The organism is Luteimonas vadosa, assembly GCF_039543545.1.
GTDB lineage: Bacteria > Pseudomonadota > Gammaproteobacteria > Xanthomonadales > Xanthomonadaceae > Luteimonas > Luteimonas vadosa.
The window spans coordinates 565,697-582,643 of the sequence record NZ_BAABJY010000001.1; the positions used below are offsets into that span (position 1 = coordinate 565,697).

Below are 16,947 nucleotides of genomic sequence, written 5' to 3' on the forward strand. Positions count from 1 at the left end.
CATCATGCCGCAGTCGGCGCGCGATCGGCACGAGGCCCAGGAGCCGCGCCGGGATCGCAGGCCGTCGCCGCGTGCCCGCTCGCCTGCAGCGGCATCGGTCGCAAGCCCAGGCGTTCGAACAGGGCCCGGTCGCGTTCTGCCTCGGGGTTGCCCGTGGTCAGCAGCTGCTCGCCGTGGAAGATCGAGTTGGCGCCCGCGAGGAAGCACAGCGCCTGCAACTCGTCGGGCATCGTGTCGCGCCCGGCCGAGAGCCGCACCATCGACGCGGGCATGAGCACGCGCGCGACGGCGATGGTGCGCACGAACTCGAACGGATCCAGTTCCGCCGTCCCGTGCAGCGGCGTGCCCTCGACCTGCACCAGGCGGTTGATCGGCACCGAATCGGGATGCGAGGGCAGGGTCGCCAGCGTGTGCAGCAGCCCGGCGCGCTGGCTGCGCGATTCGCCCATGCCGACGATGCCGCCGCAACAGGTCTTCATCCCCGCGTCGCGCACGTGCGACAGCGTGTCCAGGCGATCCTGCATCCCGCGGGTGTGGATGACGTCGCCGTAGTAGCCGGGGTCGGTGTCGATGTTGTGGTTGTAGTAGTCGAGGCCGGCATCGCGCAGCGCGGCGGCCTGCTCGCCGCTGAGCATGCCAAGGGTCGCGCAGGTTTCCAGTCCGAGCGCCTTGACCTCGCGGATCATCGCGACGACCTTCGGGATGTCGCGGTCCTTCGGCGAACGCCAGGCCGCGCCCATGCAGAATCGCGATGCACCGGCGGCTTTCGCCTGCCTGGCCTTCTCGACCACGTCGGCGGCGTCCATCAGTTTCGAGGCCGCGACGCCGGTGTGGTAGCGCTGCGCCTGCGGGCAATAGCCGCAATCCTCGGGGCAGCCTCCGGTCTTGATCGACAACAGGGTGCTCACCTGCACCTCGGCCGGATCGAAGCGGAGGCGGTGCACGGCCGCCGCGCGGAACACCAGCTCGGTGAAGGGCAAGGCGAACAAGGCCTCGACCTCGGCGCGCGACCAGTCGTGTCGGGGCTGGTGCGGGGGCGTGGCATCCGCGGGGACTTCTCTGACGGCAGGCATGGGCAGTCCCCGAGGGTCGCGGCTGGGCAAGCCGGGCAGTCTGTAAAGCATGGCGAAGGCTGTCAACCAAATGTCGCGGGCCCAGGTTGACGGCTGGCTCTGCCGGCTTGGCCGGGTTATTTGTCCTCCGCGCTGCCTGGTGTGTCGGGAGCCCGGTGCCGAGGCGCGCGACCTCTGCGCCGCGTGCGCCGCGGAGCTTCCCTGGAACCGGCACGCGTGTCCCACGTGCGCCCTGCCCTCCCCCGGGGTGGGCGCTCCCCCGGGCGCTCCGGCCAGTCGCTGCGGGGCATGCCTGCAGCGACCGTCGCCCCTGGCCGCGGCCCATGCCGCGTTCGTCTACGGCTTTCCGCTCGACCGCCTGTTGCCGCGCCTCAAGTTCCATGGCGACCTGGCCGCCGGGCGCCTGCTGTCGCAGCTGATGGCCGACGCCCTCGTCGACGTGCCGCGACCCGACGCCTTGCTGCCCGTGCCGCTGCATGGCGCGCGCTTGCGTCGTCGCGGCTACGACCAAGCCCTGGAACTGGCGCGGCCGCTGGGCCGCGCGCTCGGCATCCCGGTGATCGACCGCATCCTGCGACGGCAGCGCGCGACCCGCCAGCAGTCGCGGCTGGATGCAGGACAACGGCAGCGAAACCTGCGCGGCGCATTCGCGCTGGCAGACCCGGCGGCCTTGCCGGCACATGTCGCGCTGGTCGACGACGTGATGACCACGGGCGCCACCCTGCACGCCGCCGCCGCCGTCCTGCGCCGTGCCGGCGTGGCACGCGTGGACGCCTGGGTCTGCGCACGGGCGCCATGACGGCAGGCGGCCCCCGTTCCCGGCCCGGCCGTCGACCCGGTCGTGCCCGGGGTCAGCCGGCAAGCGGCGCGGGCATCTCCAGCGCGAGCGCGATCCCCGCGAACACCACCGCGCCGATCCAGTGGTTGTGCCTGAAGGCACGGAAGCAGCCGTCCCCGTCGCGCCGCCGGGCCAACACGAACTCGTAGGCGACGAGTAGCACGGCCAGCCCCAGCGCGGTCCAGTAAGGCAGGCCGAGGCCCGCCTGCCGGCCGACCAGGGCAAGCCCGCCCAGGAACAGCGCATACAGGACGCCCACCGCGACCAGGTCCAGGTCCCCGAACAGGATCGCGGTCGACTTGGCGCCCATGCGGATGTCGTCGTCGCGGTCGACCATGGCGTACCAGGTGTCGTAGGCGGTCGCCCAGAAGATGTTGGCCACGTACAGCACCCACGCCAACGGCGGCACCGTCCCCTGCACCGCGGCGAAGGCCATCGGGATGCCCCATCCGAATGCCAGGCCCAGGTAGGCCTGGGGCAGGTAGGTGTAGCGCTTGAGGTAGGGGTAGCTGGCGGCGAGGAACACGCCGACGACGCTGAGCCAGACCGTCAAACTGTTCAGGGTCAGCACCAGGGCGAACGCCACCAGCATCAGCGCCGCGAACAGCAGCAGCGCCTCGCGTCCCGAGACCGCGCCGGTGGCCAGTGGCCGATCGCGGGTCCGCGCCACCTGCGGGTCCAGCCAGCGGTCGGCGTAGTCGTTGATCACGCAGCCCGCCGAGCGGGTCAGCCACACGCCCGCGGTGAAGACCAGCAGGGTCCATGCCGGGGGCACGCCCCCGGCGCCCAGCCAAAGCCCCCACCAGGTCGGCCACAGCAGCAACAGCCAGCCCACCGGCCGGTCGCCGCGCACCAGCTGCCAGTACAGCGACAGGCGCCGGCGAAAGGCCGACGGCGGCGAATTGACCGGAGATTCGAATCGTTCGTAACTCACCGGCACAGCGTATCAAGGCCCGCGCGCGCGGATGGCGCCGGAACTCGCGCACGGCGCGCGGATGATGGACAATGCGCGGCCACGCGCCTGTAGCTCAGCCGGATAGAGTAGTGGCTTCCGAAGCCATTGGTCGGGGGTTCGAATCCCTCCAGGCGCGCCAGCGTTCGACGTCGGCGCGCGGTCCCGTCGCTTCGGCCGGACGGCCCGCCGTCCTGGCAGGGGGGCGGGGAGCCCGTGTCCTATAATTTCCAGCCCGCGGTCGGCATGCCGCGCGCGCCCTTGCCGTCGCCACTGGCGCAGGCGGGGGTCCCGGAAGCGGCCCCGCCAGCGGGGCGGCGAACATTTCAAGGTGATCCGTGCGCAACTACGATCTCGACTTCCTGAAGAAATTTTCCCTGGTGATCGGCTTGCTGATGCTGGTCACGCTGGGCCTGATCATCGGCGCGGCCTACCTGCACAAGGTCATCCCGCCCGAAATCGACCCGGCGGCGGTGAAGCGGGTCGAGGACCGCATCGCCCCGGCCGGCGCGGTGTACGCCGGGGCCACCGGTGCGGCCGCGCAAGCCGCGGCCACGGCCGCTGCCGCGGCGCAGGCTGCGTCGCAAGTCGCCTACGGCGGCACCCTGGACGGCTCGGTGATCTACCAGAACCTCTGCGCGGGCTGCCACACCTCCGGTGCCGGTGGCGCGCCGAAGCTGGAACAGGCGGCCTGGACCGCGCGCCTGGCCCAGGGCAGCGAGACGCTCAACCGGCATGCCATCGAGGGCTACACCGGCGCGGCCGGCGTGATGCCCGCCAAGGGCGGCAACCCGGCGTTGACCGACGAACAGGTGGTCGCCACCGTCGAGTGGATGGTCGACAACCTCCAGTAAGCTGGCCGCCACGCGCGACCAGGGACGCCGCCCGCGGGCGGCGTCGTCGTTTCCGACTCTCCGGCCTGTCCGCCGCGCGTGCATGCCTCCGGAGCCTGCCGATGACACCGAAGTTGCCGCGCCTCCTGCTTGCCTGCCTGCTGGCCTCGCTGGGACTGGCCGGATGCGGGACCACGCCTGCGCCCGACCATCCCGCCACCGGCGCGCCGGACGCCCCGCTGGCCGTCCTCACCGCGCCACCCCCGGACTGGCGCAGCCTGGATGGCCGCCGGGTCCGCATCGATGCCCCGCTCACGATCACCGGCAACCATCGCCTGGCGCGGCACGGCGAGGTCGTCGCCAGCTTCCATGGCCGGTTGTTCGCGCCGACCGAGCGAGCCCTGCCCGGGCCACCGGCGAATGCCGTGGCGACCCGGAACCAGGCGCGCCAGCTGGTCCTGGCCCTGGAGCGTCCGACGCCGGGCTCCAATGACACGAGCGGGGCGACGTGGCGGAGCGGCACGGTGCTGGAGCGGGTCGAAGGCGTGGTGCGCGCCGATCGCGGCCCTCCGCTGCTGCTCGTGGACGGGCCGGCGCACGTCGTCCATGCGCCCCGCCCGCCGGTGCCACGAATCGGCGGCGACCTCCGGCTGGCCAGCCTCAACCTGCAGAACCTGTTCAATGGCGACGGCCGGGGCGGCGGCTTCCCCGCCGCGCGCGGCGCCCGCACCCACGCCGCCTACCTGCAGCAGCGTGCCCGGCTGGTCGCGACCCTGCGCGCGCTCGACGCCGACATCGTCGCCCTGATGGAGTTGGAAAACGACGGCGAGGGAGCGGACTCGAGCCTGGCACAGCTGGTCGATGCGCTCAATGCCGACGGCCACGGCGCGGCCGGGGATCGCTGGCGTTACGTGCGCAACTGCGCCTTGCCCTGCACCGACCCCAGTGCCGGGTTCGGCGACCAGCCAATCCGCGTCGGCCTGGTGTATCGCGCCGATCGCGTCTCGCCGGTCGGCGCGGCGGCGACCCTGTCGGGCGGTCCGTTCCAGGATCGCAGCCGGATCCCGCTCGCCCAGGCGTTCCGTGCCGGCAACGGTCCCGTGTTCACCGTGGTCGCCGTGCACCTGAAGTCGAAGGGCTGTACCGAAGCCGGCGCGCTCGACCGCGACCAGCAGGACGGCCAAGCCTGCTGGAACGCGACGCGGCTGGACTCCGCACGTCGGCTGGACGCGTGGCTGGAGGCGGATCCGACGCGATCGGGTAGCGATCTCGTCGCCATCGTCGGCGATTTGAACGCTTACGCGATGGAAAACCCTTTGCAATTCCTGCGCGACTCCGGCTGGCACGATGCGCTGCGGCGGGCGGACGGCCTGTACGGCTATGTCTACGACGGCCAGGCCGGGCGGCTCGATCACGTCCTGTTGAGCCCGGCGCTGGACAAGCGCCTGGTCGGCGCGGCGGTCTGGCATGCCAATGCCGACGAACCCGCCGATCCGGACGACGCGTCCGCGGCAGGCGCCGCTGCCCCTTGGCGGAGTTCGGACCACGACCCCCTGCTCGTCGGGCTGCGCCTGCGCGCGCCGTGACGCCCGCCGGCCTATCATCCGAGGCGATGAGCCCCCGAGACACCGCCGCTGCCGCCACGCCCCAGACCCTGCCCGGTCCGGTTGGCGCGCTGGAGTACGCCATCGACGCGCCCGATCCCGAGGTGCCGGCCCGACCGCTGGTGGCGATCGTCTGCCATCCGCTGCCCACCGAAGGCGGCAGCATGCACAACAAGGTGGTGACCATGACGGCGCGCGCATTGCGCGAGCTGGGTGCGACCACCGTGCGCTTCAATTTCCGCGGCACCGGTGCCTCGGAAGGCAGCTTCGACGACGGCAACGGTGAAGTCGACGACCTGAAGGCCGTCGCCGCCTGGACCCGCGATCGGTATCCCGATGCGGCCCTGTGCCTGGCCGGCTTCAGCTTCGGTGCCTACGTGTCGTTGCGCGCGGCCGCATCGCTCAAGCCCGCCATCCTGGTCTCGATCGCACCGCCGGTCGGCCGCTGGGACGGGTTCGACGACATCCCGCTGCCGACCATGCCCTGGCTGGTGGTGCAGGGCGAGTCCGACGACGTGGTCGACCCGCAGGCGGTGTTCGACTGGCTTGCGCGGACCAAGGCACAGGCCGAGCTGGTGCGCATGCCCGACACCGGGCACTTCTTCCATCGCAAGCTCATCGACCTGCGTGGCGCGATCAAGAACGGTGTGCGCCCGTACCTGCCGGCCGCGCATGGCTGAGGTGGACGCGGCGGCGGTGCCGTCCGAGCGCTACCAACAGGGCGTCGAGCGAGGCGACTGGACGCAGGACCCGGCGCAGGCCGAGGCGCTGCGCGAGCTGGACCGCATCCACCGCGTGCTGTCCCGGGGCGCTGCGCGCGCAGGCGTGCTGGACCGGTTGTTCGGGACGTCACGGCCCGATCCGGTCGATGGCCTGTACCTCTGGGGCGGCGTCGGCCGCGGCAAGACCTTCCTGATCGACCTGTTCCACGACGGCCTGCCGGCCGTGGGCAAGCGCCGCACCCATTTCCACCGCTTCATGCGCGAGGTCCACCAGCAACTGCGCGCGCATGCGGGCGAACGCGACCCGCTGGCGGCGATCGCGCGGCAGTGGCGCAAGTCGCTGCGGGTGCTGGTGCTGGACGAGTTCTTCGTCGACGACATCGGCGACGCGATGCTGCTCGGCCGTCTGCTCGAGCGCCTGTTCGCCGAGGGCGTGGTGCTGGTCACCAGCTCCAACGCCGCGCCCGGCGACCTGTACAAGGACGGCTTGCAGCGCGCGCGCTTCCTGCCCGCGATCGCCTTGATCGAGCGCCATTGCCACGTGGTGCACCTCGACAGCCCGACCGACTACCGCTTGCGCGCGCTCACGCGCTCGCCGGTGTACCGGGCACCGCTGGACGAGGGCAGCGACGACTGGCTGGCGTCCCGCTGGCATGAACTCGGTGGCGACGACGCGCACCGCGACCGCAGCATCGAACTGGAAGGCCGCAAGCTGCCGGTGCGCGCGCGCAGCCCGGGCATGGCCTGGTTCGATTTCGACGCGCTGTGCGAAGGCCCGCGCGCCGCGGCCGACTACATCGAGATCGCGCACGAATTCCATACCGTGCTGCTGGGCGGCGTGCCCATGCTCGATGCGGCGCGCGACGACGCCGCGCGCCGGTTCGTCACCCTGGTCGACGAACTCTACGACCGCCACGTCAACCTGGTCTGCACCGCCGATGCCGCGCCGCACGCCCTGTACGCGGGCGAGCGGCTCGCGGGCGCCTTCGAGCGCACCGCCTCGCGACTGGTCGAGATGCAGTCGGCCGATTACCTCGCGCTGGAGCACCGCGGCTGAGGGCTCGCGGGCCGTCCCCGCCCGGAGGGCACGACCCCCGGGGTAGGATGCCGTTTTGACGGGGGAGACCACCGATGCGCGACCTGACCCGAGCGACCCTGCTGCCGGCCTGCGTGTTCGCCATGCTCTTGGCCACGGCCGGACCCGTGCGCGCGCAGCAGGTGGCCGCCCCGCAACGCCCCGAGGTCGCCGCCGCCGCGGACCGGCTGGACGACAAGATCGTGGCCTGGCGCCGCGACATCCACGCCCATCCCGAACTTGGCAACCGCGAGACCCGCACCGCCGCGCTGGTCGCCGACCACCTGCGCAAGCTGGGCCTGGAGGACGTCCGCACCGGCATCGCCACCACCGGCGTCACCGCCGTGCTGCGCGGCGGCAAACCGGGGCCGAAGATCGCGCTGCGCGCCGACATGGACGCGCTGCCGGTGACCGAGCAGACCGGGCTTCCGTTCGCGTCCAAAGTCACGACCACATTCCGCGGCGAAACCACCGGCGTGATGCACGCCTGCGGCCACGACGCGCACGTGTCCACGCTGATGGGCGTGGCCGAGGCCCTGGCCGCGATGAAGGCCCACCTGCCCGGCGAGGTGCTCTTCATCTTCCAGCCGGCGGAGGAAGGCCCGCCCGACGGCGAGGAAGGCGGCGCCGAGGAGATGCTCGCGCAAGGCATCTTCAAGGACTTCAAGCCCGAGGCGGTGTTCGGCCTGCACGTCTTCAGCACGCTCAACGCGGGCCAGCTCGGCTATCGCAGCGGCCCGGCGATGGCGGCCTCCGACCGCTTCAACATCGTGGTCACGGGCCGCCAGACCCATGGCTCGCGGCCTTGGGGCGGCGTGGACCCGATCGTCGCCGCGGCGGACATCATCGGCACCGCGCAGACCGTCGTCAGCCGCCGCCAGAACATCTCCAGGTTGCCGGTGGTCGTGAGCTTCGGCGCGATCAAGGGCGGCATCCGCTACAACATCATCCCCGACTCGGTGGAGCTGGTCGGCACCATCCGCACCTTCGACGAGGGCATGCGCCAGGCCGTGTTCGCCGACCTCAAGAATGTCGCCGAGAAGGTCGCCGAAGCACACGGCGCGACCGCGGTCGCGCAGGTGCCCGACACCAAGGGCAACCCGGTCACCGTCAACGATCCGCAACTCACCGCGCGCATGGTGCCCAGCCTGGAACGCGTGGCCGGCAAGGACAACGTGGTGGCGATGGACCTGACCATGGGGGCCGAGGATTTCTCCTTCTTCGCCCGCGAGGTCCCGGGCTTCTACTTCTTCGTTGGCGCCACGCCCAAGGGCAAGGACCCGATGAAGGCGCCGAGCAACCATTCGCCGGAATTTTTCCTCGACGAATCCGCGCTCGACCTGGGCTTCCGGGCGATGCTGCAGGTGGCGCTGGACTACCTGCACGGGGCCCCGGGCGGGAGTTGACGCGCCGCTAGAATGGGGCGATGACGGACACGACCCGCCACGCCACGCCCCAGGACTCCGCGCTCGGCCGCGAGGTCGCGTATCCGCGTCGCTACGACGCGAGCTTGCTGTTCCCGATCCCGCGCGCACAGGGGCGCGATGCGCTGGGGATCGCCGGAACCGGATTGCCGTTCACCGGCCATGACCGCTGGCACGCCTACGAGCTGGGCTGGCTGGATGCGCGCGGCAAGCCGGTCGTCGCCACCGCCACCCTGGTGGTGCCGGCGGCTTCGCCCAACCTGGTCGAATCCAAGTCGCTCAAGCTCTACCTCAACTCGCTCAACGGCGAACGATTTCCGGATTTCGCCGCGGTGCGCGCACGCCTCGCGGAGGACCTGTCGGTCGCGGCGGGCGCCGCGGTCGGCGTCGAATTCGGCCTGCCGCCCGTCGAACCCGGACCGCAGGCCGAATCGATCGATGCCTGCGAAACGGATATCACGGACTACGCGCCACCCGACCCGGGGCACCTGCTCGCAGACCCGGCGACGCCCGTGGCCGAAAAACTGTGCTCCGACCTGCTGAAGTCCAATTGCCCGGTCACGGGACAACCGGACTGGGCCAGCCTGCGCATCGCCTACCGCGGTCCGCGGATCGACCGCCCCGGCTTGCTGCGCTACCTGGCGTCGTTCCGCGAGCACGCCGAATTCCACGAGCAATGCGTGGAGCGCATCTTCGTCGACGTGCTGGCCCGCTGCCGGCCGGCGTCGCTGTCGGTGGAGGCGCGCTACACCCGCCGCGGCGGACTGGACATCAATCCATGGCGCGCAACGCCTGGCGCGTTGCCGCCGCGCCCCGGTCGCGACCCGCGACAGTGATCCCGGCCGTGCGAACGCGCGCGATATTTCCTTAACGCCGCGCGTGTGAGGCTTGCCGCGTCACCCACGGCAGGAGCCTGGCCGATGAGCCCATCCCGCAAGCCCCCGGCGCCGCTCGATCCCGGCTCGCTTTCGCTGCCGGCCGGCAAGCACGAGTCCGCGGACTTCTCCAAGGTGCGCAGCGGCGTCTCCGGCACCGCGCGGCCTCCGCGCGACCCCGGCTTCGCCAATGTCCGCTCGTCGACGAGTTCGACCGCCGAAACGGTCGGCCACCGCATGCATACCGTCGCCAAGGGCGACACGCTGTCGCACATCGCGCAGGCGCACTACGGCAAGGCCAGCGCCTGGCCGCGCATCTTCGAAGCCAACCGCGACCAGCTCGACGACCCCGATCGCATCTTTCCCGGCCAGGTGCTGCGGATTCCGCGCATCGAACCCTGAGCCGCCCCACGCCATCCGCGCACAACATTCCGCGCACCAGGAGACCCCGTGCCCATGACCCGTATCCCCACCCGACTCGTCGCCGTCGCCCTGGCCGGCGCCTTCGCGCTCGCCGCCTGCAAGAAGGACGCCCCCGCCGAAGCGCCTGTGCCCGAATCGACGCCACCCACGGCATCGTCCGGTGCGGGGGCACCGATGGCGGGCGGTTCCACCGCGCCGGCGCCTGCGGTGGTGGTGACCACCGTCGACCTCGGCAACGCGATGGGCGCCGACAAGCGCGTCGAAGTCCCCATGACCGCGTTCGGCCGCAACGACACCATCTACGCCTCCGTCGGCACCCAGGTCGCCGAAGGCACGCCGCCCACGACGAGCCGGCTCGGCGCGCGCTGGACCTACCAGGACGGCCAGGTGGTCGACGAGCTGAGCCAGGACTACAGCTTCAGCGGAAGCGACAACACCGTGTTCCAGATCAGCAATCCCGACGGCTGGCCCGCCGGCACCTACAAGGTCGAGATCCTGCTCGACGGCAACGTGGTGCAGACCCGCCAGTTCGACGTGCGCTGAGCGTCACGGCACCCGCGCGAGCCGCGTCCCGGTGCCGGCCAGATCCTTTCCCAGACACAGGACTGCATCCATGGCCAAGAAGGAAGTGACCTCCAAGTCTGCTGCGCGAAGCGCGTCGAAGACGCTCAGCAGCCCGGCGACCGCCAAGGCCTCGAAGTCGGCCGCGGCCAGCGCCCTGTCCCAACGCAAGGCGCCGGCCAGGACGACGTCCGCCACCGCCGCCAAGGCGGCGTCGAAGACCTTGCGCGACGGCCGGACGGCGAAGGATTCCAAGTCGGCGGCAGGCAGCGCGCTGGCGCAGAAGTCGAAAACCGCGAAGAAGTAGCGCAGGCCGCGCGGCCGTCGCGAACCCCGGGGGCGTGTCTACGGCGTCGCCGGATCCGCCGTTGCTCGCTTGCGATAGCGCCCCTGGAAGGCTGTCTTCCAGGTGGCGCCGGCATCGTCGGACGTTTCCCAGAGCTGGGTCACGCTGCCGTCGTCGTTGGGCGTCCAGGTGATGCGCTGCGCCTGCTCGCCTTCGCCACCGGGCCCGGGGAGCACGCCCTCGAGCACCATCCGACCCTCCCGCAGCCCGCCTTCGAGCCGCAGCACCATGCCGCCGCCGCCACTCCAGTACTGGCGCCAGACGCCGTAGGCCTTGTCCCATGAGTTGAGGCTGGTGCCGCTGGGGCCGGTGGTGCCGGTCCAGTGTTCCTGCAACCAGCAGCCGTTGTCGCTGCGTTCGATGCGATTGTGGCCAAGTAGCCGGCTGCCGTCGGGACCCCCGAACACCTCCCAGTCGCCGATCCAGAAGTCGAACTGGCGGTAGTCGGCGTCGGTGCAAGCCGGGGGTGGCGAAGGCGCCGGGGTCGCATCCTGCGCCATGAGCGGGACGGACAGGGCCGACAGCAGGCCCATCACCAAGGTGGTCGTGCGCGCTCGCATGGCCGCTGCTCCGCTTCCGGGGACGACCCACACTCTACGCCCTCGACCGGGATCCACCCCGGCCAAAGGTCACGGGCGCTTTGCCGGGACCGGCGCGAACCGCGACAATGCGCGTTCGCTTCGCCCGCCACTGTCGCGACGCAACGCGCCGACGCGCGTTTCCGCCGGGCGGACTCCTTCCCCACCTGCTTCCTCCGAGCACCCCGCCCATGTCCGAACGCCCGACCCTCCTGTACACCCTCACCGACGAAGCTCCGCTGCTGGCGACCGCATCGCTGCTGCCGATCGTGCGCGCCTTCGCCGCCAGCGCGGGCATCGCCGTCGACACGCGCGACATCTCGCTGGCCGGCCGCATCCTGGCGCAGTTCCCGGAAGCGCTCGGCGACGCGCAGAAGATCCCCGACGACCTCGCCGAACTCGGCCGGCTGGTCAAGCGCCCCGAGACCAACATCATCAAGCTGCCCAACATCAGCGCCTCGGTGCCGCAGCTCAAGGCGGCGATCGCCGAACTGCAATCGCAGGGTTTCGCGATCCCGGACTACCCGGAGGAACCCTCCGGCGACGCCGAACGCGAGGCCCGCCGCCGCTACGACGCGGTCAAGGGCAGCGCGGTCAATCCGGTGCTGCGCGAAGGCAACTCCGATCGCCGCGCCCCGGCCTCGGTCAAGCAGTACGCGCGCAAGCACCCGCACCGCATGGGCCGCTGGAGCGCCGATTCCAGGGCGCACGTCGCGCACATGGACGATGGCGACTTCTTCGGCAGCGAGCGCTCGCTGACCGTGGACGCCGCGACCGACGTGCGCATCGAGCTGGCGGGCCACGACGGGACCACCACCGTGCTCAAGGACAAGGTCGCGCTGCAGGCGGGCGAGATCATCGACGCGGCGGTGATGGACACCCGCAAGCTGGCGGATTTCATCGATGCGCAGATCGACGACGCCAAGGCGCTGGGCGTGCTGTTCTCCCTGCACCTGAAGGCGACGATGATGAAGGTCTCCGACCCGGTGATCTTCGGGGTGGCGGTCAACCGCTTCTACGCGCCGGTGCTGGGCGAGTACGACAAGGAGCTGCTGGAGGCCGGATTCGATCCGGAGAACGGCATCGGCGACCTGTACGCACAGCTGCCGGAATTGCCCGACGCGATGCAGCAGGCCATCAAGGCCGACATCGACGCGCTGTACGCGCAACGCCCGTCGCTGGCGATGGTCGACTCCGGAAAGGGCATCACCAACCTGCACGTGCCTTCGGACGTGATCGTCGACGCCTCCATGCCGGCGATGATCCGCGACGGCGGCAAGATGTGGAACCCGGCGGGCGAGCTGCAGGACGCCAAGGCCGTCATCCCGGACCGCTGCTACGCCGGCATCTACCAGGCGGTGATCGACGACTGCAAGGCGCACGGCGCGTTCGATCCGACCACGATGGGCAGCGTGCCCAACGTCGGCCTGATGGCGCAGAAGGCCGAGGAATACGGCTCGCACGACAAGACCTTCCGCGCCCCCGGCGACGGCACCGTGCGCGTGGTCGACGGCGACGGGAAGGTGCTGCTCGAGCACGCGGTGCGCGCCGGCGACCTTTGGCGCATGTGCCAGACCAAGGACGCCCCCGTGCGCGACTGGGTCAGGCTGGCGGTGTCGCGCGCGCGGCTGAGCGGCACGCCGGCGGTGTTCTGGCTCGACAAGCAGCGCGCCCACGACGCACAGGTGGTCGCCAAGGTCGAGCGCGAACTGGCCGCGCTCGACACCAACGGCCTCGACATCCGCATCCTGCCGCCGGTCGAGGCGATGCGCCTGTCGCTGCAACGCATCCGCGACGGCCAGGACACGATCTCGGTGACCGGCAACGTGCTGCGCGACTACCTCACCGACCTGTTCCCGATCCTGGAGCTGGGCACCAGCGCCAAGATGCTCTCGGTCGTGCCGTTGATGGCCGGCGGCGGCCTGTTCGAAACCGGTGCCGGCGGCTCCGCGCCCAAGCACGTGCAGCAGTTCGTCGCCGAGAACCACCTGCGCTGGGATTCGCTGGGCGAGTTCCTCGCGCTCGCCGCATCCTTCGAACACCTCGCCGAGACCACCGGAAACGCCCGCGCGAAAGTGCTGGCCGACGCGCTCGATGCCGCCAATGCTCGTTTCCTCGAGGAGAACAAGTCGCCGTCGCGCAAGGCGGGCGAACTCGACACGCGCGGCAGCCACTACTACCTGGCGATGTACTGGGCGCGGGCGCTTGCCGACCAGGACGACGACGCGGCGCTCAAGGCGGAATTCGCGCCGGTGGCCGACGCCCTGGAGTCGCGGGAGGCCAGCATCGTCGCCGAGCTGGCCGCGGTGCAGGGCGCCCCGGCCGGGATCGGCGGCTACTACCGCCCGGATCCGGCGCGGCTGGCGACGCTGATGCGTCCCAGCGCCACGCTCAACGCCATCCTGGCCCCGCTGGCGGGCTGAGGGGTCCGCCCGGGCCGGCCCGGGGAACAACGCCCCGCAAGCCGGTCCGCGCCGGCGGTGTCATGCCAGGCAGGTCCTGCAGGACGCCGGGGCGGTCTTCGGGCGGGTCGACCCGTACGCCGGGAAACGCCGCCGCCAGGCCCGCTCGTTGCCGTAGGTCGGTTCGAAGGGGCGGTCGCCGACGCCCAGCCCCGGCGTTGCCGCGGGCGCATGGTCCAGCGGCATCAGCGCGTCGAACAGGCGCATCGGGTAGCGCCACGAACGCGGCCGGTAAGAGGGGGCCGTCTCGGTCTCGGTCGCGGCCAGGGGAACCCCCTCGACCGCGCGGTCGCCGGATGCCTTCGACGATGCGGCCTGCGCTTTCCGTGGCGCGGGGGCCGCGGTCTCAAGCGAGTGGGCCAGGTCGATGTCGCCGACATGACCGCCGAGGAACAACAGATCGGAATAGATGCTCATGGCGCTCTCCAATGGTTGAAGTTCATTGAAGATAGACGCATGCTTTTCCACGTAAAAGCGACCGAATTGCAACAACATGTTGAATTTGATTCAAGACGGCCGATGATCTTCGTTCGATGAGCCGCCTGCCCCTGCACGCCCTGCCCGGGTTCATCGCCGCGGCCCGCCACGGCAACCTTTCGCGGGCCGCCGAGTCGCTGCACCTCACCGTGAGCGCGCTCAGCCACCAGATGCGGGCTTTGGAGGAACGCCTCGGCAGGCAGCTCCTGCACCGCAGCCAGCGCGGTGTGTCGCTCACGGCGGAAGGGCAAACCCTGCTGGACCGGATCGCTCCCCACATGGACGCCCTGGCGCAGGCCCTGCAACCGTTCTCAGCCCGGCGCGAGAACGTGCTGGGCGTGAGCGTGACCCCGACCATGGCCTCGGCCTGGCTGGTCCCGCGGCTGGGCGATTTCCTCGCGGCGTACCCGCAGATCGAGATCAACTTGCGCTCGAGCGCCAACCTGGTCGACTTCGCCCGAGACACGGACATCGACGCGGCGCTGCGCATCGGGCGAGGCCTTTGGCCAGGCGTCCACGCCGAGCACCTGTTCGACGAATGGCTGGCACCGGTGGCGAGCCCCGGGCTGGTCGAACGCATGGGCCCGCCCGGAACCCGGCCCCTGGAGGCATGGCCGCTGCTGGGCGATCCCGATCCGGACAACCAGTGGCGCCACTGGTTCCAGCGCCATGGCGGGCGGGAGCCCGCCCGCTACGTGGCGACGTTCGACGATTCGGAAACGCTGCATCGCGCGGCCGTCGAAGGCGTCGGCGTCGCGCTCGGCCGGCTCACACGCCTGCGCCTGCTGCTCGATTCCGGCCAGCTGGTCACGCTCAGCCAGGAGCGGCTCAAGGCCAATTACGCCCATTACCTGGTCTACCCACCCAGGTCGTCGGAGCACGCCGGCGTCCTGGCGTTCCGCGACTGGCTGCGAACGCAGGTCGGGAAGCAGGCGGGCGATGCAGGGCGCGGACCATCCGATGCACCGGCGGAAGGTGGCGTGCAGTAACCGGGTTCCGCGCGGCTGGCAATGCGTGCACGCGTCGCCCAGAATCGGGCTTTCCCCGCAACGGAGTCCGCCATGCAGCGCACCGCCGCACTCGCATCGATCCTCACGCTCGTCCTCGCCGGCTGCGCCGGCTCGCCGCCGGCGTCCAGCGAACCCTCGGCCCCCTTGGTGTCCAACGCGATGGGTGCGGCGCTGGACGAGGCGATCGCCAATCCCGCCCGTTCCCCGGACAACGTCGCGCGCGACGCCTGGCGCCATCCGAAGGAGACCTTGAGCTTCTTCATGGTGCGTCCAGGCCAGACGGTGATCGAGATCACGCCGGGCGGCGGCTGGTATGCCGAGATCCTGGCGCCTTACCTGCGCGACCAGGGCCGCTACGTCGCGGCGGTGCCCGATCCGTCGGCCTTCGAGGCCGGGCGCCAGCGTGACTACTACGCCAACAGCAAGGCCGAACTGGAGGCCAAGTTCGCCGCCGCCCCCGCGCAGTTCGATCGCGCCACCCTGGTCGCGTACGACCCGAAGGCCCCGCGCTTCGGCGCGCCGGGTTCGGCCGACGTCGTGCTGACCTTCCGCAACGTGCACAACTGGCGCATGGCGGGGCAGGCCGCGGGCATGTTCCAGGGTTTCTTCGACGTCCTCAGGCCCGGCGGCGTCCTCGGCGTGGTCGAGCATCGGGCCAATGGCGACGTGCCCGACGACGACAAGTCCGGTTACGTGGGCCAGGCGCAGGTGATCGCGTTGGCCGAGGCGGCCGGCTTCCGCCTCGACGGGCAGAGCGAGGTCAACGCCAATCCCCGCGACACCAAGGACCACCCCAATGGCGTGTGGATGCTGCCGCCGGTCAAGCGGCACGACCCGGAGGATGCGCAGAAATACATGTCGATCGGCGAAAGCGATCGCATGACCCTGCGGTTCGTGAAGCCCGCCCAAGAGTGACCCGCCCAAGAGTGACCTGACGCGCGCCGCGGACGAAGCCGCGCGCGCGGCTGGCGAAACCCCACGCTGCGGGGTTTAACGCGTGGCCGGTTCCCGGTGCAAGACTGGCGCCAGCCAGCGCACCCGCGATGCTCCCGCCTGGAAGCGAGAGAGGCGCCAAACGCAAAAACGCCGACCCGCAAGGGTCGGCGTCTTCGTTTGCAGAGCCACTACGCGGCTAGCGCGCAAGGATCAGGCGACCCGAGGCATCAGTGCTTGGCCTCCATCGCCCACTTGCGGTCGCGCATCAGGTCGTGGTGTTCCTTGACCTTCGGCAGGTAGCTGGTCACCGCGTTCTTGACCGGTGCCGGTACCTCGTTGTCGCCGAGCACGTTGTTCCAGGCGCCCAGCAGGCGATCCTCGGTTTCCTCGAGCTCGCTGACGTAGGCGAACTCCTTGTCGTCGCCGAACTTCGCCCGGGCGTCCCCGTAGATCTGGTGGAGCACGCCGCGGAAGGTGCCGGCTTCGGCCGGGCGGGCGCCGCTTTCCTTGACGTCGCGGGACATCGCGCCGACCAGTCCGTTCTTGGACTCGGCCATGCCGTTGAACAACGAGCGCAGCTGCGGGTTGTCGACCTTAGTGGCGGCGTCGCTGTAGAACTCGGCGCTGTCGCGGGTGATGGCGATCAGTTCGTTGAGGGTCTCGATCTTCTGCTCGCGGATGTTCGTGGTGTTCATCATTACAGTGTTTCTCCTTGACGGGACGGATCCGCGCCGACGGTGTGGGCCGGCGTTCGCTCC

The 16,947-nt window shown here is 70.8% G+C and carries 18 protein-coding genes and 1 tRNA gene; 14 read left to right on the forward strand and 5 right to left on the reverse strand.

The window, feature by feature from the left end:
- Positions 1–2: 2 nt before the first annotated feature.
- Positions 3–1,073 carry a biotin synthase BioB gene (gene bioB, locus ABD970_RS02595; RefSeq protein ID WP_425563028.1) on the reverse strand — a complete coding sequence of 357 codons (1,071 nt, stop codon included), beginning with the start codon at positions 1,071–1,073 and terminating at the stop codon, positions 3–5.
- Between the two features lie 49 nt (positions 1,074–1,122).
- On the opposite strand from bioB, the gene ABD970_RS02600 reads away from it, so the two are divergent.
- Positions 1,123–1,872: a double zinc ribbon domain-containing protein gene (locus ABD970_RS02600; protein WP_345293933.1), complete on the forward strand. Its 750-nt coding sequence runs from the start codon at positions 1,123–1,125 to the stop codon at positions 1,870–1,872.
- 52 nt (positions 1,873–1,924) lie between these two features.
- Here the strand turns inward: ABD970_RS02600 and ubiA are convergent, their stop codons facing one another.
- Positions 1,925–2,845, reverse strand: coding sequence for a 4-hydroxybenzoate octaprenyltransferase (gene ubiA / locus ABD970_RS02605; protein ID WP_345293934.1), 921 nt, complete (start codon positions 2,843–2,845; stop codon positions 1,925–1,927).
- Between the two features lie 83 nt (positions 2,846–2,928).
- On the opposite strand from ubiA, the gene ABD970_RS02610 reads away from it, so the two are divergent.
- The 10 genes from ABD970_RS02610 to ABD970_RS02655 all read left to right on the forward strand — a co-directional run bounded on the left by ABD970_RS02610 (position 2,929) and on the right by ABD970_RS02655 (position 10,687).
- Positions 2,929–3,005, forward strand: a tRNA-Arg gene (locus tag ABD970_RS02610).
- Positions 3,006–3,201: 196 nt separating this feature from the next.
- Positions 3,202–3,717, forward strand: coding sequence for a c-type cytochrome (locus ABD970_RS02615; RefSeq protein WP_345293935.1), 516 nt, complete (start codon positions 3,202–3,204; stop codon positions 3,715–3,717).
- Between the two features lie 101 nt (positions 3,718–3,818).
- Positions 3,819–5,282 (forward strand): ExeM/NucH family extracellular endonuclease, encoded by a 1,464-nt coding sequence (locus ABD970_RS02620; protein ID WP_345293936.1) that lies wholly within the window; start codon positions 3,819–3,821, stop codon positions 5,280–5,282.
- A gap of 26 nt (positions 5,283–5,308) precedes the next feature.
- Complete coding sequence (locus tag ABD970_RS02625; RefSeq protein WP_345293937.1) at positions 5,309–5,980, forward strand: alpha/beta hydrolase; 672 nt, start codon at positions 5,309–5,311, stop codon at positions 5,978–5,980.
- Positions 5,973–7,079, forward strand: a complete 1,107-nt coding sequence (zapE, locus tag ABD970_RS02630; protein WP_345293938.1) for a cell division protein ZapE — start codon at positions 5,973–5,975, stop codon at positions 7,077–7,079. Before ABD970_RS02625 ends, zapE begins: the two co-directional genes overlap by 8 nt.
- A 74-nt stretch (positions 7,080–7,153) precedes the next feature.
- The gene (locus ABD970_RS02635; RefSeq protein WP_425563029.1) at positions 7,154–8,503 is read left to right on the forward strand and encodes an amidohydrolase; all 1,350 of its coding nucleotides are present in this window, start codon (positions 7,154–7,156) and stop codon (positions 8,501–8,503) included.
- Positions 8,504–8,523: 20 nt separating this feature from the next.
- Entirely contained in the window at positions 8,524–9,357 is an 834-nt protein-coding gene (gene queF / locus ABD970_RS02640) for an NADPH-dependent 7-cyano-7-deazaguanine reductase QueF (protein WP_345293939.1), read from the forward strand.
- Positions 9,358–9,441: 84 nt separating this feature from the next.
- A complete protein-coding gene (locus ABD970_RS02645; RefSeq protein WP_345293940.1) occupies positions 9,442–9,798 on the forward strand; it encodes a LysM peptidoglycan-binding domain-containing protein in 357 nt (118 codons plus the stop codon).
- Positions 9,799–9,852: 54 nt separating this feature from the next.
- Complete coding sequence (locus ABD970_RS02650; RefSeq protein WP_345293941.1) at positions 9,853–10,362, forward strand: hypothetical protein; 510 nt, start codon at positions 9,853–9,855, stop codon at positions 10,360–10,362.
- Between the two features lie 70 nt (positions 10,363–10,432).
- Positions 10,433–10,687, forward strand: coding sequence for a hypothetical protein (locus ABD970_RS02655; protein WP_345293942.1), 255 nt, complete (start codon positions 10,433–10,435; stop codon positions 10,685–10,687).
- Between the two features lie 38 nt (positions 10,688–10,725).
- On the opposite strand, the gene ABD970_RS02660 is transcribed toward ABD970_RS02655, so the two are convergent.
- On the reverse strand, positions 10,726–11,286 hold the full coding sequence (locus ABD970_RS02660; protein ID WP_345293943.1) for a hypothetical protein: 561 nt from the start codon (positions 11,284–11,286) through the stop codon (positions 10,726–10,728).
- A gap of 209 nt (positions 11,287–11,495) precedes the next feature.
- Between ABD970_RS02660 and ABD970_RS02665 the strand changes: the two genes are divergently transcribed.
- Positions 11,496–13,727: an NADP-dependent isocitrate dehydrogenase gene (locus ABD970_RS02665; RefSeq protein WP_345293944.1), complete on the forward strand. Its 2,232-nt coding sequence runs from the start codon at positions 11,496–11,498 to the stop codon at positions 13,725–13,727.
- Between the two features lie 60 nt (positions 13,728–13,787).
- Here the strand turns inward: ABD970_RS02665 and ABD970_RS02670 are convergent, their stop codons facing one another.
- Positions 13,788–14,183 carry a hypothetical protein gene (locus ABD970_RS02670; RefSeq protein ID WP_345293945.1) on the reverse strand — a complete coding sequence of 132 codons (396 nt, stop codon included), beginning with the start codon at positions 14,181–14,183 and terminating at the stop codon, positions 13,788–13,790.
- Between the two features lie 116 nt (positions 14,184–14,299).
- On the opposite strand from ABD970_RS02670, the gene ABD970_RS02675 reads away from it, so the two are divergent.
- Positions 14,300–15,232, forward strand: coding sequence for a LysR substrate-binding domain-containing protein (locus tag ABD970_RS02675; protein ID WP_345293946.1), 933 nt, complete (start codon positions 14,300–14,302; stop codon positions 15,230–15,232).
- 72 nt (positions 15,233–15,304) lie between these two features.
- Positions 15,305–16,168: a class I SAM-dependent methyltransferase gene (locus ABD970_RS02680; RefSeq protein ID WP_345293947.1), complete on the forward strand. Its 864-nt coding sequence runs from the start codon at positions 15,305–15,307 to the stop codon at positions 16,166–16,168.
- 248 nt (positions 16,169–16,416) lie between these two features.
- On the opposite strand, the gene ABD970_RS02685 is transcribed toward ABD970_RS02680, so the two are convergent.
- Positions 16,417–16,887, reverse strand: a complete 471-nt coding sequence (locus ABD970_RS02685) for a PA2169 family four-helix-bundle protein (protein WP_345293948.1) — start codon at positions 16,885–16,887, stop codon at positions 16,417–16,419.
- Positions 16,888–16,947 lie beyond the last annotated feature (60 nt).

Bases quoted from the DNA above. Each gene is read 5' to 3' on its own strand.
- bioB (WP_425563028.1), bottom strand. From the start codon at position 1,073: ATGCCTGCCGTCAGAGAAGTCCCCGCGGATGCCACGCCCCCGCACCAG.
- ABD970_RS02600 (WP_345293933.1), top strand. From the start codon at position 1,123: ATGGCGAAGGCTGTCAACCAAATGTCGCGGGCCCAGGTTGACGGCTGG.
- ABD970_RS02620 (WP_345293936.1), top strand. From the start codon at position 3,819: ATGACACCGAAGTTGCCGCGCCTCCTGCTTGCCTGCCTGCTGGCCTCG.
- ABD970_RS02625 (WP_345293937.1), top strand. From the start codon at position 5,309: ATGAGCCCCCGAGACACCGCCGCTGCCGCCACGCCCCAGACCCTGCCC.
- zapE (WP_345293938.1), top strand. From the start codon at position 5,973: ATGGCTGAGGTGGACGCGGCGGCGGTGCCGTCCGAGCGCTACCAACAG.
- ABD970_RS02635 (WP_425563029.1), top strand. From the start codon at position 7,154: ATGCGCGACCTGACCCGAGCGACCCTGCTGCCGGCCTGCGTGTTCGCC.
- queF (WP_345293939.1), top strand. From the start codon at position 8,524: ATGACGGACACGACCCGCCACGCCACGCCCCAGGACTCCGCGCTCGGC.
- ABD970_RS02645 (WP_345293940.1), top strand. From the start codon at position 9,442: ATGAGCCCATCCCGCAAGCCCCCGGCGCCGCTCGATCCCGGCTCGCTT.
- ABD970_RS02650 (WP_345293941.1), top strand. From the start codon at position 9,853: ATGACCCGTATCCCCACCCGACTCGTCGCCGTCGCCCTGGCCGGCGCC.
- ABD970_RS02655 (WP_345293942.1), top strand. From the start codon at position 10,433: ATGGCCAAGAAGGAAGTGACCTCCAAGTCTGCTGCGCGAAGCGCGTCG.
- ABD970_RS02660 (WP_345293943.1), bottom strand. From the start codon at position 11,286: ATGCGAGCGCGCACGACCACCTTGGTGATGGGCCTGCTGTCGGCCCTG.
- ABD970_RS02665 (WP_345293944.1), top strand. From the start codon at position 11,496: ATGTCCGAACGCCCGACCCTCCTGTACACCCTCACCGACGAAGCTCCG.
- ABD970_RS02670 (WP_345293945.1), bottom strand. From the start codon at position 14,183: ATGAGCATCTATTCCGATCTGTTGTTCCTCGGCGGTCATGTCGGCGAC.
- ABD970_RS02675 (WP_345293946.1), top strand. From the start codon at position 14,300: ATGAGCCGCCTGCCCCTGCACGCCCTGCCCGGGTTCATCGCCGCGGCC.
- ABD970_RS02680 (WP_345293947.1), top strand. From the start codon at position 15,305: ATGCAGCGCACCGCCGCACTCGCATCGATCCTCACGCTCGTCCTCGCC.
- ABD970_RS02685 (WP_345293948.1), bottom strand. From the start codon at position 16,887: ATGATGAACACCACGAACATCCGCGAGCAGAAGATCGAGACCCTCAAC.